Consider the following 14441-nt stretch of genomic DNA (forward strand, 5'->3'; position numbering starts at 1 on the left):
TTCGCTTTTTGCAATCAATTCATAGCGGGACTTGTACCCACAGGAATGCGCCCCTGATGGCACACACATAAAAAAACCCGCGCGGGGCGGGCTTTGGTAAGAGTTAAATGGAATTAGGCATGGATTAAGTCTTCGCGTAGATCAACGAAATGCGCGAACATTCTCTGCCACCATTTAATCTTCGCCAAATTCGAAGCAGGATACCCGTCGGCACGCATTTGCTCATTATGGCATAAGCAATTCAGGACATGTAGAACAGGAGGCTCATCAGCTTCAACATCAAGGCGTTTTCGCGATACATCCTGAAGCACTTGCTCATCAGGGGAGACAAGCATTTCTTGCTCGATCTCTTGGAACTTCCGAGCGAAATCATGATGCAAACGCGCCCTCTGTGCAGATGCAAATACCAAGTTCACAGCAGACAAAATCGTCACGAGCCCGGAGGCGACAAGTGCTAGCGTCTTGTAATCGGCTTCCAGGACACCATAGATAGCAGCTGACCCGAAAACAAGAGAAAAAACATTGCCAAGTTGATCCCATCGATCAAAAAACGCCCGCCGCCTCTGGTGGTAGCGTATCGAGCGCCGCACGCCGAAGAGCATGTCACTCCATCGCCGATCCAGAGTTGGCGGCTTGCTCATTTCCGTTTTTTCCCGGGATCAGGGGGTGCCAATGTATCCCGCACCACCGGTCGCTCGGAGTCCTTCCGGACATTGCCCCATGACTCGTTCGAGGGCTTAGGCGAGAACGGATTGCTATCGTTTGCACGGCCCGGGCGCGTTGGCACGGGCGTTTTCTTGTTTTTGTCGTTCATTGGTTCGTAGGTCTGCTCGTGGCTGAAAAAACAATTTAGTCGACAGTATCGTGAAGGCGACGCAGTCCGTTCAATATATCTCAGAACTTTATTCGCGGCACCATGCCAGCGCGCTTCCAAACGCCCAGCTCCTGCATCTCTCTCTAGGTAGCTCACCCACCACCGCATCATCCCCGGCGCCCCACCATGCACTCCGCGTGAGCCGGACGTGGTCTTGCTGCCACGTAATCAAACCCCATTTATTGACGGGCACTCCCCGCTGCGTCTGATTAGCGTGTAACGCACCATGAAAAATTTAGCAATGACGATCCCGCACCCTCTGGATTGTAGTGCGGCTCGTCTTGAACAGGCGAGCGAGTTCAGACACGGTTGCGCCTTGCGCGAGCCTGCTACGCGCCTCTTCTTGCTGATCATCTGTTAGCGCGGATGGACGGCCCATTACCTTCCCATCAGCCTTCGCACGAGCAAGCCCGGCTTGAGTGCGCTCGATCAGCAAATCGCGCTCAAACTCCGCGACGGCGCACAAAACCTGCATCGTCATCTTTCCCGCGCTACTGGTCAGGTCAACTCCGCCTAGTGCCAGACAATGCACCCGAACGCCATCGACCGCCAATCGCTCGACAGTGGCACGCACATCCATTGCGTTCCGGCCCAGGCGGTCGAGCTTGGTGACAATCAACACGTCACCCGACTCCATGCGGTCCAAGAGCTTCGAGAAGCCGGGGCGCTCACTAGCCGCCACGCTGCCGCTAATGCACTCGGCGACAATCCGCTGCTTGCGCTTGTCCTGGTCGACGGCGAAGCCTGCCGACTCGATTTCGCGGATTTGGTTTTCTGGCGTCTGCTCGGCGGTGGATACGCGAGCGTAGATGAACGTGCGCGACATACTTGGCCCCTTGGATGCACGAAATGGATAAACGAATCATACTCACCGAACGAAATATGTCAACCCTATATTTCGTTCACCCATTCCGAGCGCGCACGCAACCGCTCGATTTCGTGCAGTTTCGATTCCTCTTGCTCTCACCGCCAAAGGGCCATATGAGCTAAGATCAAACGGCATCCAACGGAGGGGACGACATGGCTGACGGCGGCGGTGGTTGGCTTATCCAACTGTTAGAACAAGTCTCGAAGAGCATGAAAATCACGCTCGTCTTGTTCCTTGCCAGTGGCGTCATACTATTTGGCCCGATGGTGCGCCCCACCCTCGCCACGTATTTCGACATCCCCATCGGGTGGCGGTGGGTTATCCCGACGATCCTTCTTGTCAGCGGGCTTACCCTCATCGTGAGTGTCGTCGACAGCGGGCGCCGCTTCACAAAAGCGGCGTACTCGATGGTGATCCTCAATCCATTGTTTCGCACGCTCGCGCCATGCGAACGATACATTTTAGTCGCCTGCACATCGCGAGCAGAACAGGGCCTACATTTGCACGACCTGTATATGGCCGGGCACTACGAAATGGCTGTCCTTGAGCTGAATGCGGAAAAATTGGCAGCGCGGCGGCTAGTTCAACAGAACCCATATAACAATCGCATCCTGTCACTGACAAGCCGCGGACGAAAGCTCGGCATCAAAATCGCATCTCAACTTCCGGATGAGTAAATTGCTCGGCATTGAGACGCAATACTAGATGGCTGACATGAAGATCGGTCAGATGTGCCGCCACTGCCGACGATGCACGATGAACCAGATCGTTCCTTTTGCGCAATCGAATAGACACGCAAGCTCGCGTTGACTATGCGCGCCGGATTCCCACATCGCGCGAATTAACCGCACGTCGTCATCATTCAAGCGAGCCCGTCCGTTGCAAGTGCCCGCTTTGCTCGGTTTTTTCGCGCTCATTCCACGTGCGCCCATGAAACACGGCGAACAATGCGTGAGATTTGATCCTCGCTCACGCCGAACCGTTGCGCGAGCGCGCGTTGCCGCCCGCCTTCGGCAAACAGGCGTCGAATCTCCACAACCGCAGCCGTCGTCAGCTTTGCGTGAGCGCTTCGCTCTCCCGCGTTTCCCGGACACTTTCCGCCGCGCTTCCGAGTTCTACCCTGCTCTTTGCAATCGCCGATGTTGTCCTTCTGCGTGCCAATCGCAAGGTGAAACGGGTTGATGCATCCCGGCGTATTGCAAACGATGTGCCGGACGACCAGATCGTCGATGTCCGAAAGGCGCACGCGTCGCGAGAGCGCCCAGGCGAGGCGGGTGACGATCACCATTCGATCGCCAATCCTAGTGCGTGGATAACCTCCCCTGACTGTTACCCCCGACCAAATCTGGCACGGCGATGCAAAGTCGATGAACGGCTGATCGATCGGCCTAATCGGCGCCCTCTCAAGTATCTCAATTCGTTCATCGGTATGCACCAGCGCAAGGATCCGCGGATCAGTCACCGGATTGATTTCAGATTGCATCGTTACTCCATTCGTGAGCCCGGTACGATGGCCGGGCGGGCGTTTGCTTCAAGGCCTATCACCGTTCTTCACATTCCCGATCGTGCCGTCAGATCGCGTGAATGAGCCGTCCGTGTTGATAACGGTCACCTGTATCTGGCTCACCGGTTCGTAGTCATCGCGCTCGGCGTCGCGCTTCGCTTGGGCGTCGTTCATTTCCACTCGCGTCCGCTCCAACGATTCGAGCCGCCGAATCAAGCGCTCTATCCGAGCGTCGTAATCGACGCGCTCGTACACGTGTTCGGGGCCGGCCGTGAATTCCGTTTGTGCCTTGTCGACGAACTTTTGCAGTTCAAGGCCGCCGCGCTCATTCCCGTTTGCTTGCTCTTCCGCCTTCAGCGCTCGGTTGATACGCCTGCGCATCAGTTCAATTTCCTCGTCGAGCGTGCCAAGCCGAGCCCTGATGTCATTTGCCGAAGCGATTTCGTCGGTGGTCAGATACGTTCCGTAGATACCGTGCTTCCTAGCGTTGGTATGTCCTGGCGATCCGATCGAATGCCCGCCGTGTAGTCGGCACCGGCTTTTCCCGGGCACGACAGGCGCCTGACACTCGGCCCCGCTTCGGGTCGGAGCGCCGCATCGTTGCTTGCCACGCGCGCGAGTGCGCGCGGGCGCGTCATGGGTCGAATTTGCAGAATCGCCCGTTAGACCGGCCGAAGCACCGTCCTTAGACTCGGCCATATCCACCTCCCGCGCGCCCGTTCGTCGCCTCTTCCGTCGCGCCCCCGTACCATTCCGCCCGGATCGCCATTAGTTCGCCATCCCGTCCATCGAACGTCGGACATGGGGCACGCCCTGACATCCACTCGCGATCACGTTCCGTCGCCCCCATCGCGTCGAGCTGCCTCCGGAGCAACGGAGTCAGTTCGCGCCGCGGCATCGGCGCAGCGAGCATAATTTCGGCCAGTCGCCGCAGCCGCCTTCCGTACGTCTCCCGTCTCGCCGCGAGCGCCGCACGCAGGCCGTGCCGCGGCGCCGTCGCAATCTCGCGCTCCAATGCTTCGATGTCCGTGCGCAATCGATCAACCTCGGCGCGCAGCCCTCGAACGCCACCCAAATCCATCTTGCTCATACTCGTTTCCTGTACCCTGGTCACCAAATGAAAACGGGGGCCGCACCGCAGCATCCCGTCGATCTCTACCGGCCACTCGACCGTTACAACTTTCCGCACGCAATCAAGTGCGCGACAAGCTCGGCGTCACTCATCGCACTAAACCGGTCAAGAGCCTCGACCGCGCTTTCGCCGGGATTTGAGTTCAGCCCGTTGTCGCTGAGATACCGTCGCGCCAGAGCCTCGCGCTCATCGACGGTCACCCTCGCCGCACCCGTCACCCACCTCAACGCATCCGCCGGTACACCATCGTCACCGCCCGACCGGATCACCTCATCAACGAAGTGATCGCGGACCTTCAAAACTTGGTTTTCTGTCAGCATCAGTACCCCTGTCCTGGAATCGGCTGACTCAGACCGGAGTCGTAGAAACCCGATCCGAGCGGCGCCGAAGATTTAGAAACGATCCCGCCGACGACCTTTGTCACACCCTTCTCGAACCCGTTCCCGAAATCCGCATACGTTGTCACATGAACGGCATTCGATCGCGAGCGAACGAACGGCGAGGAATTCAGCTCGCCCGCGTCGACACGCTTCTGCGCAGACGACGAGAGCTTTACGCCGCCGTCTGTCTTGTAGCTGTCGATTTCTGCCTGCGTGAACGGGCGGAACGCGTAAGCAGCGGCGGCCAGCGTGCCAAGCGCGAGCGCGGCGATCCCGAGCGGGCTCACGAGCGCCGCGAGTGCGCCAGTGAAAGCGGTCGAGGCGCTTCCGGCGATTGCACCTGCGATGCGGACAATCCCCGCGGCGCCGCCGACTGCCTGCATTGCCAGAGCGCGGCCGAGGAAGAGCAAGCCGCGCGCGATGGAGCCGATCGGGCCGGTCACGATGAAGGCCATGCCGCGCAGGAACGCCAGCCCGTCGCCCGTGATCCGCAGCGCGCGGAACACTACGCCGCCCATACGGAAAACGCTCGCCCCCAATCCCACGAATCCCCGACCGAGCGCCATCAGCCGAACCGGCCCTGTAATGAACGTCATCGAAATGGCTAGACCTAGTCCACGCAGTGCCGCCGTGAGCAAAAGTACCGTTCCCCCGATTGCGAGAACACCGGACAGCAGAATCAAGCCGTCCGCGATGACCTTGAACAGCGTTTTGTGTCGCTCGACGAACTGACCGAATCGATCCAGGCCGCTCGCGATTTTCAGCAGCCCGTTTGTGATCGTCGGCAGGTAGACCGAGCCGAATACGGCAAGGAAGTTCTTCCATGCGGCATCGGCGGCCACCTCTGCCCCCTCGGGAGACTTTATGTACTCGCGATACGCGCCCGAAAAGTCTGACGTGCTGCGGAAGATCTTCGTGTCCTTGGCGTTCTTCTGCGCGCTTGTGATGTTCGAGCCGATGAAGTCGCCAGTCCCGCGGTTGAAGTTTTGCGCGATCAGAATTGATAGCTGCTCTTCACTGACGTTTCCGAACTTGCGCCGCATGGCGGGCACAAGCACGTCGTGAATGAACTGATCGGGGTTCTGAGACGCGAGCTTCGCATTGGCGGGAGAAAGGCCACCAGTAACGGGTGTTTCGATGTGCTGCGCCCGCAACGCCTTACGCATTTCAGGGTCAAGCGTTTTGTTTACGGCGCGCTGAATCGCGAGCGCCTCGGGGGAAATCTTTGTATCCCACAGGCCGAGGCTGGAAAGGAACCCCTTTGCCTTCTTGTCCATGTGCCCGCCGATCAGCGAGCTATTGAACGTCATCAGCGTTGTGCCCGCGGTCGATCCCGTCTTCGCGCTGATGAGCGCGGCAAATGCGCCATACAGGTATTCGGGCGACGCGAGCTGATATGCGATCTTGCCGGTCTGCGACGCATGGAAATAGTCGTTCGCGGAAATGCGCCCCCGAGTCGCGAAGTACACCTGCGATTGCATCGCGAGTTCCTTCGCCAGCTCGGTCGGGTTCTGCATCACCTTGTCGCCGCGATGCTCAAGCGCCTTTACCGAGTTGTACACCAGACCGTCGACGTTCTTTCCGTCGTTCTGGATCTTCGCAGCGATCGAAAATCGGTTGTACGCGTCGGACAGAGAAAGCGCCTTTCCGAGGTCGCCGGTTGCCGTGTGCAGGTCAGTGATGAGCGCGATGTTGTCGGCGATTGTCGCGCCGAGGTTCTTGTGCGCGAGCGTCTGCGCGGTGGCGAACACCTTCGCGTTGTCCACGGCGGACAGGTTGAGCGTTTGGAATTTTTCTTGCTCCATGCGAAGTTTCTTTGCTTCTTCGTATGGAGCCTTGAGCGCTCCTGCGATACCTGCGGACATGCCTAGCATCAAAGCGCCCTTCGCTGCCTGCTTTTGGATACTGGCGATTTGCCGCTGAAGTTGGTTCGCTGCCCCTTCCGTTTTCAGGAAGTCTTTCGATAGTGCGGCCAGCCCGAGAGACGCGCTGTTGATGAGGCTGATCCGCACACCGATTTTGAATGCCTCAAATATGATCTTCTCCTGTGCCCGACGAGACGGGCGTCACGTTAGCCTTGTGCTAACGAGTCCGGTGCGTGGTTCTTCGCGTGCACGGTCATCCGATAGCCATCCGGAAAACTAAGTTCTCGCGTGATCGACTCGGGGTAATAGAGTTGGTCGTATGCTGTTCCCGTGCCGGAAATCTCGATGATGGATGTCGTGTCGAGATCGTCGTTCCCGGCCGCAGGCACCTCGAATTCAGCACGCATTTCGTGCCTCACGATGTCCTGATACTTGGCTTGCGCCATCCGCACGCACTGCTGTTGAGTCAGGTTCGGAACGCTGTAGAAGTACGTTTGAGCATCCGACGAGTTTCCAACCGACCCTGGCGCCGTCGACCTCTTGCTTGCAGACGTGGGGTACGTCGCCGTGTACACGCGCTGGTCGACATCGTTGAATGATCGAACGTGCACATAGACGCCACGGGATACTGTCAACGTTCGCGAGAATTTCAAACCTTCGACGTTACAGGTCGGCGATCCATTGTGCGCATCAGGAGGTGTAAACGTGATCCGATACGGCGTCGTCTTCGTCGGATCCGGCCTCGGTTGGTAGTACAGCGTCTTCCCTCGAACGTATACGACGAATTGCTCGATCCGAGCGAGATAGCAAAGCAAATCCCATTCGGTACGAGCGTTGTTCATCGCATCGTGGTCGATCGCGTAATACTTGCCGACAAGGGTCGACGTTTTCGTTACCTGCGGGGTCAAGCCGTGCCGAGCGGCGAGCAGCGAAGCGATTTGAGACGACGTTTTGTTCTGGAATTTCTCAGTCGTCTTAGCGTCGATGAGCATGCGCGCCAAATCGCGCCCTGAAACCTCAACGATGCCCGACACGGGATCATGGTTGATGTTGTCCACCTGCCCGTATATCCAGCTCGGAAGTTCAGTCGTGGTCCAGTTCGTCGGATCGGCGGGCACGCCTGCGAACAGTTCAACGTACATGTCTTGTTGCTGCGAAAACCATGCGACCGATCTATCCGCCGGTAACGCGTTCGCGGCGAACCGAACCCTAAACGAGTCGGACGATGCATACGTATTGCTCTCGACCTCGAAATCAATCCATCCTTGGATCGGCTCGTCGTTCACTTTGACAAGACCGCGAATCGAACTCGCATTTGAATCAGACATCTATACTCCCTTCCAAAAAAGCAAAACGGAGCGGCATGCGCTCCGTTCTCCATGTCCCGCCGCTGCCTTACCTACGCGATTAGCGCCCGCCTCGCACAAGCCGCGATCGCTGTGCTTGGTACTCGGCATCCGACATGCCGCGCACGTCCGGATACTCGGTCGCTGGCTTGCGCGTCAACGTTGCCCGCACGTTCGACAACATCCCGGCCTTCAACGTGGCGTACTCGTCGCCGTGGCTGCTCCGCACTTGCTCCCGGCGTTCGACCGCTTGACGCTCGTCGTATTCGCGCTTGAGGCGCGCCTCGAATTCGTTGAGCGTTTCGTTATCCTTCATCTATTCTCCAGTTGTTCGTTACGCACCGATCTTTGTCAGTCGGGCCGCGAGTTGCGCGAGCGCGTCTTCGACGTTCATCGAGGGGAATACTCCGCCGTAAGTGCCGTTCGGCGCGAAGTTGCCTGCCACATCGTCGATTTGTGTCTGACGCGCGGTCTGAGTCGGCTTGTTTAGGCCCTGGAAATTTGCGGCGTCACGCCAGCCATATGCCATGAGCCCCGCCACGTCCGCGTCTGGAACATTCGCTACGGTCAAACCAGCGACCGGCGTCGAATAGACGCGACCGTTTACGGCCACTGATGCGGTATTGGGCGAAACCATCGTTTTCATGTCGCAACTCCGATTCAGAGAAGACCATTGCGGACAAGGCTTTCGACCTCGGCCGCCGTCAGCACGTCGTGCGCCTTTCCACTCCGCCAATGGCGTTCCCCGCGCGCAGCACCGATGACCCTATTCAGCAAATCGCGGTTCGCATCGATCAGAGCGCTCCACTCCGCGAGTAGTGTCCGATAATCAGCTGACGCGCGCTCTCGATCGACCTGTTCCTGCATCTTTCCTGCGTGACCATGTGCGATCTCGGCTGTCGCCACCGCGATCTCTGCCTTTCGTTGATCGGCTTGCAGCGCAGTGAGCTTTTGATGCGCAGCCGATACGGTGGCGTCGACTTGCCGAAGCTCTTCGGATCCTGCCGATCGCTCCCGTGCCCGATGCGCAGCACGGTGCGCTTCGTGGAGATACCGGGTCGTCGATCTGATCTCGTCCGACACGGCTTGATGGTGGCCGCTGGCACGAATCACTTCGTTCCAAGCGCTTGCCACACGGTCTGCAACGCTCGACTCAGTTGCGGTTTCCTGCGACATTCAATGCTCCTTTCGATTGAACAAAAAAAATGCGCCCAGCACGTCTAGCGTGTGGGCGCTACTGGTCAGTTCGCGGCGTCCGGGCTGCACGAAATCGGACGGATTCGATCACGCCTTTCAAGCATGAACGAAATCTAGCCAAATCACGTTTCGGACGACACAAACTTTCGTGCGGCAGTTTCGTTCACTGCCGCAGCGATTAGGACGCGCGAACCTCGTCGCGCAGCCGGTGCATCTTGAAGATGAGTTGCTTCGCGAACCTGCTCGCCTCATCAGCAGGCATGCACGCGAACGCGGCTCGAACGAGTCGCTCAATGATCCCGGTTACTCGCTCGGCGATTCGACGCTCGGCGGCGATCGGCCCTTTCCGCATCTCGACTCCTTTAACAGTCGTTTTTGGTTGCTGCTGTTCGCGCCCGCTACAAGCCTCTGACACCGCTCGCCGTACACTACCCCTTACCCATGCCACGCGAACGGCGCAGCGGGCGGGGATATGTCGGATCCGAGCATTCTTCGCGGCCAGCCGCCCCGGCGTTTGGCGCCCGGCGCAAGACAGGCAGACTCGCTTGCAGCAATGCAGCGTGTCATGCCGCCAACTCGGCCGACGCCTCATGTGCCAACGCTTTTTCCGGAACGGTGCGCGCAAATACCCGAAAAACTCGCTCGGCCGCAGGCTTCAGCCATGCCGTCCCTTCGAATCGATGCCCCGCATTCCTGGCGTAACCCTCGAACAGAAGGCCGAGGCCTGCAACGTTCGTGATGCTTCGGTCGGTGCAATATCTGCGTAGGTAGTCTGCATTTACGCAAACCGGCTCGCCGGGTTTTCCGGCGAACGGCGCATCGGTCGCGTCAGCGACCGACTCTTCCTCGTTCCTTTCCTCGTTCCTTTCCTCGTTACTTCCTTGTTTGGGTGAATGTGGTTCACTACCCTGGTGATCGTGGATCACCACCCCTGGTGAACGTGGTTCACTACCCCGGTGATCGTCGTTCACTACCGCAGCGGGCGCGACGCAATCTTTGGCACACTCGCGGCCGCTAGACGAGCGCCAGATCTCCGGATGCAGCGTCAGGCCATACACGTTCGTATCGTTGTGGCCCGGCGCTTTAGACCGTTTTCGAACGGCCAACCATCCGTTCTCTACACAATCGCCAACGGTTTTGATAGCCGAGCGGCGAGAGATTCCAACGTCGTCTGCGATGGCTTGGTAGGACGGAAAGGCCTCTCCCATTGCAAGGCGCATGCGGATCGTCCGCAGCACATGCCGGGCCGTTGTTGGAACGTTGGCCTTCTTCATCTGTTCATTCAGATCCCATTCACTGAACACGTTTCAGCCCCTTCGGAATCTGCATGGAAAACGTTCCGGCGTCGCCGTCGAAGTCGCGCACGTTTAGCCAACCGTCGCTTTCGCAAAAGCGGAGCGCATCACGCACTTCACGCTCGGTCAAACCGGTATCCGCCACAAGATCCGCGACGGATACGCGGACCTCTTCAGGCTCGCGCATCACGAGCGGCACAGTACGTTCGTTCATCGTCATGCTGCCCCCTCAGACGCACTCACGACGCGATTCGGCCCATGCTTCGACCTCCGACACCTTGAATGCAACGCGCCCAGGCGAGAGCTGGTAGCGCGGCGCAAACTGTTGCGCCTTGACCAACTTGCGCAGCGTCGCCCGGCTGATGCCGAGCTTGGCGAGCGCTTGTTTTTCGGTAATGAAATCTGCGGTTTCGGTTGCCATGCTCCTGACCTCCATGTGTGGCGCACAAACGCAAAAAGCCCGGCGCTCGATAACGAGTCGCCGGGCTTTCCGGGCGTTGCAGCAATGATTTAGCTTGGTGCTACCAGTGTCTTTTCGGTTCTTTCGAGGCAAAAAAAAACCGGCACTCCAAAATGGAGCAACCGGTTTATTTTCCGCGCACGTCTGTCACGGTAGCTGAATCATAGTGGAGTCGTTCCGCCCCGTCAATTCGGCGGATCCTCAATGTTGCTGAAAGTGCGCGAACTTCCGCGCCTTCGGATCAAAGACCGCTTCGCACATCACGCGCTCAATCCGCTTAGATCAAAGCATCCCTATCGCGTCCAACTCCGCGCGCATCTTGTCGTGGCGAAGGTGCCCGTAGTGCTTGTCGATCATGGCGGTAGATGTCCCCGCCATTCTCGCTACCTTGAAGCTATCCATGCCGCTCGCGATCATCTCGCTAATAGCGGTGTGTCGCAGCGAATACATGACAACAGTCGGCGGAAGTTCCGCTGTGCTGACGGCCTCTTTAAACGGCTTTTTCCACGAATCCTTGTTCCAGCGTTGTCCGTACGCGGTCGCGAGCAACGGCGCGTTCCCGATTTTCCCCTTCGCCTGCTCGGCGAAGAATGCCAGCGCCGCCGACGACAGCGTAACGACGCGGTAGCCGGTCTTACCGTCCAGGGCGAGCGTGCCTTGCTCCCGATCGAAGTGCTGCGCGTTGACGTTAGCAAGCTCACCCGGTCGCGCCCCGGTCAACAACATCGCCGTGACAAGGCGCCGCAAATCGCCAGGGCACGCCTCCATCAATGCCTTACGTTGCACGGACGGAAGAAAGCCCTGACGGCGGCGACCCACATCCTTGAACGGCACAACCGTTTTCCAACCTGCGTCTGTCGCGACCAAACGGTCCCGCAACGCGAGATTCAAAGCCGCTTTGAGCGATGCAAGATTTCGGTTTGCACTGTCTTTGGCGCGACGAAGGTCGTCTTCGTCTTCCGCATCATCTTCGCCGCTCTCGATCTGCCCCGCCAGCCATGCCTTTAGGTCAGACGTGCGCAGCTTCGCAATCTCGATTCGGCCTATCCTCTTCTCATACACGAGGCGCTTGAAACGCCCATCAGCATCGTTCGAGCTGGCAGCGCTTTTGTGAAGGCGCAGATGCTTTACGTAGTGCTCGCACACCTGCGTCACCGTCATCGCCTTGGATGACACGCCAGCGTCGATAGCATTTGCCCATTCCAACGCAGCCTTTACCGCGTCGTCGTAATCGGCAAACGTGCCGATGGCATGCGTGTCTTGCTTACCCAGATCGTTTCGACGACGCGCGATCCACGTTCCTTGCCCTTGCTGCGGCTTCCGATAGCCCACGTACAACCCGGTTTGAATCCGCGACCAGTACGGCTCGCGGCGGGGTTCCAGTTTGTCGCGGGCAGTCTTCGAATTGATGGGAGTTGCCATTCCTGATCCGTACGGAAAACGTACGGAAATTCTACATCGCACAACACGATACAACAACATCCATATTTTCTTTATTTTTCAGTACCTTATAGGTATCAGCACCCCAAAGAAATACAACGAAAAACGCGAATTCCTGCCTTCACACGGCAGGGGTCACTGGTTCGATCCCAGTACCGCCCACCAAAGATTCGAAGGGCCGGCAATCGCCGGCCCTTCTTGCTTTCCGGGTCAGCACTTGGCGAAATGTTCGTTAAGTGTCCTCTCGCCCAACCGGACTGTTGGCACATTCTTGTCACACTTCTTCTTCGAGGTGTCTGGTGCCAACCATTCGCAAACGCGGCGACTGCCAATTTCAGGCGATCGTCCGTCGTCAGGGATTGCTTCAATGACTACCGCTTTGATGCGACCGCTACTCTTTCTCCCATGCGCGACATGACCATATTTCCCAATTCGCCATGCTGGCATGTCGAGCGATCAGCGTAAGACCGCATTGCGCGTCGCCGCCGTTCCGAAGGCCGCGTTCGAGCGGCAGGTCGAGAGCAAGAAGCCGCCATCGCGCTTGGATTGGCCGCATACGACGACGAACGCACGAAGGCGAAGGAACGGCAGCGGGAAGGATTGCGTAAAGGAAATTCTCCCGTTCCGGCCAGCCGGCCGGAACGGGGACAAGACGAGCGCACGAACGAGTCGCGTGAACGCGTCGCAAAGCTGACAGGCGTTAGCGGTCGCGCCGTGAGTCGGGATTAGCGCTTGCGGCGTCGCGGATCGATGCCGTTCTGTTCGAGTAGCTTGCGGAGGCGCGTGTTGTCCATCCATAGCGTAGCGAACGCAGACACCATCATCAAAATGGGAAACCATTCGCCGGTCCCGGCGATGATGGCCCAGCCGACGACGAAGCAAGTTAGTGCCGTTCCGATAAGTAAGAGGCGATCCGCAATCCATTAACGGCACGTCACGCGACATCCGTCCGCCACGTAATATCCGGTAACGAATTTGTAACACTGATCTGATAGCGGCTGACTAGAATCGATCGACAATGACAGCCGGCCGAGCGGCACCGGCTCCCGAATCCAATCAAGACGAACGGGGATCCGGACCGCGCATTGCGCGGCTGGTTCATACCGTCGCGACTACCCCATGACATTGTCGAATTCACACACCCTGTGGTTGACCGGCTTGAGTGGCGCCGGCAAGTCCACGCTGTCGCGCGAGATCGCCGCACACTTGCGCGCGCACAACATTCCTGTCTGCATTCTCGACGGCGACGAACTGCGCTCGGGCGTCTCTCCCGATCTCGGATTCAGGCGCGACGATCGCGCCGAGAACTGTCGACGCACCGCGGAAATCGCGAAGTTGCTGAACAGCCAGGGAATCATGGTCGTGGTCGCGCTGATTTCGCCGTATGAAGTCGACCGGCAACTGGCGCGCCAGATCGTCGGTGACGAGCGCTTCGTCGAAATCTATCTGAAGACCGACATCGAGACGTGCTCCGCGCGCGATCCGAAACGTCTGTACGCAAAGGCGATGACCGGCCAGACGCGCCAGTTCACCGGCATCTCCGATCCGTACGAGGTCCCCGTGTCCCCGGATCTCGTCGTCGAGACCGGGGCGACGTCCATCGCCGAGTGCGTCGCGCGCATCATCGAATTCGACCAGCAGCGCTTCGACCACGTCTGATCGACACGCAGCGACGGCTCACTTTGCGTGCGCGACACGCTCCGCCGTCGCGTCAAACGCGCGCTTCGCCTTGTCGACGATCTCGTCGACCTCCCCTTCCCGAATCACGAGCGGCGGCGACAGCAGCATCCGGTCGCCGGTCGCGCGCATGATCAGGTTCCCGTTGAAGCAGAAGTCGCGGCAGATCGTGCCGACATCGACGCTCGCGTCGAAACGCTCGCGCCGGTCGCGATCGCGCGCGAGTTGCACGCCGGCAACCAGCCCTGCCCCCGCAATCTCGCCGACGATCGGATGATCGCCGAGCGCCTCTCGCAGCCGGCGCTGGAAATACGGACCGATGTCGCGCTTCACTCGCTCGACGATGCCTTCATCGCGCAAAAGCTTCAGGTTCGCGACGGCAACGGCCGCCGCGACCGGGTGG

Annotated in this window: 19 protein-coding genes; 3 read left to right on the forward strand and 16 right to left on the reverse strand. The window is 58.8% G+C overall.

Features of this window, described 5'->3' with window-relative positions; all coding sequences use genetic code 11:
- Positions 1-113 precede the first annotated feature (113 nt).
- Entirely contained in the window at positions 114-641 is a 528-nt protein-coding gene (locus tag DIE13_RS23060; protein WP_124829434.1) for a hypothetical protein, read from the reverse strand.
- Between the two features lie 468 nt (positions 642-1109).
- Positions 1110-1700: a recombinase family protein gene (locus DIE13_RS23065; RefSeq protein WP_124829435.1), complete on the reverse strand. Its 591-nt coding sequence runs from the start codon at positions 1698-1700 to the stop codon at positions 1110-1112.
- 194 nt (positions 1701-1894) lie between these two features.
- On the opposite strand from DIE13_RS23065, the gene DIE13_RS23070 reads away from it, so the two are divergent.
- Positions 1895-2419, forward strand: a complete 525-nt coding sequence (locus tag DIE13_RS23070) for a hypothetical protein (RefSeq protein WP_124829436.1) — start codon at positions 1895-1897, stop codon at positions 2417-2419.
- A gap of 236 nt (positions 2420-2655) precedes the next feature.
- Here DIE13_RS23070 and DIE13_RS23075 read toward each other — a convergent pair whose 3' ends face one another.
- The 9 genes from DIE13_RS23075 to DIE13_RS23115 form a co-directional block, all read right to left on the reverse strand.
- Positions 2656-3225: a helix-turn-helix domain-containing protein gene (locus DIE13_RS23075; protein WP_124829437.1), complete on the reverse strand. Its 570-nt coding sequence runs from the start codon at positions 3223-3225 to the stop codon at positions 2656-2658.
- A gap of 48 nt (positions 3226-3273) precedes the next feature.
- Positions 3274-3945, reverse strand: a complete 672-nt coding sequence (locus DIE13_RS32980; RefSeq protein WP_185731219.1) for an HGGxSTG domain-containing protein — start codon at positions 3943-3945, stop codon at positions 3274-3276.
- Positions 3932-4336 carry a hypothetical protein gene (locus DIE13_RS23085; protein WP_124829438.1) on the reverse strand — a complete coding sequence of 135 codons (405 nt, stop codon included), beginning with the start codon at positions 4334-4336 and terminating at the stop codon, positions 3932-3934. Before DIE13_RS23085 ends, DIE13_RS32980 begins: the two co-directional genes overlap by 14 nt.
- A gap of 83 nt (positions 4337-4419) precedes the next feature.
- Positions 4420-4698, reverse strand: coding sequence for a hypothetical protein (locus DIE13_RS23090; protein ID WP_124829439.1), 279 nt, complete (start codon positions 4696-4698; stop codon positions 4420-4422).
- On the reverse strand, positions 4698-6770 hold the full coding sequence (locus tag DIE13_RS23095) for a hypothetical protein (RefSeq protein WP_124829440.1): 2073 nt from the start codon (positions 6768-6770) through the stop codon (positions 4698-4700). The genes DIE13_RS23090 and DIE13_RS23095 overlap by 1 nt, the downstream gene beginning before the upstream one ends.
- 59 nt (positions 6771-6829) lie before the next feature.
- On the reverse strand, positions 6830-7951 hold the full coding sequence (locus tag DIE13_RS23100) for a hypothetical protein (RefSeq protein WP_124829441.1): 1122 nt from the start codon (positions 7949-7951) through the stop codon (positions 6830-6832).
- 79 nt (positions 7952-8030) lie between these two features.
- Positions 8031-8285: a hypothetical protein gene (locus DIE13_RS23105; RefSeq protein ID WP_124829442.1), complete on the reverse strand. Its 255-nt coding sequence runs from the start codon at positions 8283-8285 to the stop codon at positions 8031-8033.
- Between the two features lie 18 nt (positions 8286-8303).
- Positions 8304-8615: a hypothetical protein gene (locus DIE13_RS23110; RefSeq protein WP_124829443.1), complete on the reverse strand. Its 312-nt coding sequence runs from the start codon at positions 8613-8615 to the stop codon at positions 8304-8306.
- Positions 8616-8629: 14 nt separating this feature from the next.
- Complete coding sequence (locus DIE13_RS23115) at positions 8630-9145, reverse strand: hypothetical protein (protein WP_124829444.1); 516 nt, start codon at positions 9143-9145, stop codon at positions 8630-8632.
- Between the two features lie 169 nt (positions 9146-9314).
- Between DIE13_RS23115 and DIE13_RS23120 the strand changes: the two genes are divergently transcribed.
- Positions 9315-9578, forward strand: a complete 264-nt coding sequence (locus DIE13_RS23120; RefSeq protein ID WP_124829445.1) for a hypothetical protein — start codon at positions 9315-9317, stop codon at positions 9576-9578.
- 151 nt (positions 9579-9729) lie between these two features.
- On the opposite strand, the gene DIE13_RS23125 is transcribed toward DIE13_RS23120, so the two are convergent.
- From DIE13_RS23125 to DIE13_RS23140, 4 genes are all read right to left on the reverse strand, one after another.
- Entirely contained in the window at positions 9730-10440 is a 711-nt protein-coding gene (locus tag DIE13_RS23125; RefSeq protein ID WP_124829446.1) for a hypothetical protein, read from the reverse strand.
- A gap of 19 nt (positions 10441-10459) precedes the next feature.
- The gene (locus DIE13_RS23130) at positions 10460-10681 is read right to left on the reverse strand and encodes a hypothetical protein (protein WP_124829447.1); all 222 of its coding nucleotides are present in this window, start codon (positions 10679-10681) and stop codon (positions 10460-10462) included.
- 9 nt (positions 10682-10690) lie between these two features.
- On the reverse strand, positions 10691-10882 hold the full coding sequence (locus DIE13_RS23135; protein WP_185731220.1) for an AlpA family transcriptional regulator: 192 nt from the start codon (positions 10880-10882) through the stop codon (positions 10691-10693).
- Positions 10883-11203: 321 nt separating this feature from the next.
- Positions 11204-12343, reverse strand: a complete 1140-nt coding sequence (locus DIE13_RS23140) for a tyrosine-type recombinase/integrase (RefSeq protein WP_124829449.1) — start codon at positions 12341-12343, stop codon at positions 11204-11206.
- Between the two features lie 1137 nt (positions 12344-13480).
- On the opposite strand from DIE13_RS23140, the gene cysC reads away from it, so the two are divergent.
- On the forward strand, positions 13481-14020 hold the full coding sequence (cysC, locus tag DIE13_RS23150; RefSeq protein WP_124829450.1) for an adenylyl-sulfate kinase: 540 nt from the start codon (positions 13481-13483) through the stop codon (positions 14018-14020).
- 18 nt (positions 14021-14038) lie between these two features.
- On the opposite strand, the gene DIE13_RS23155 is transcribed toward cysC, so the two are convergent.
- The coding region (locus DIE13_RS23155; protein ID WP_124829451.1) for an aminotransferase class III-fold pyridoxal phosphate-dependent enzyme at positions 14039-14441 on the reverse strand (403 nt) is incomplete at its 5' end.

The organism is Burkholderia sp. Bp9016, assembly GCF_003857765.1.
Classification (GTDB): domain Bacteria; phylum Pseudomonadota; class Gammaproteobacteria; order Burkholderiales; family Burkholderiaceae; genus Burkholderia.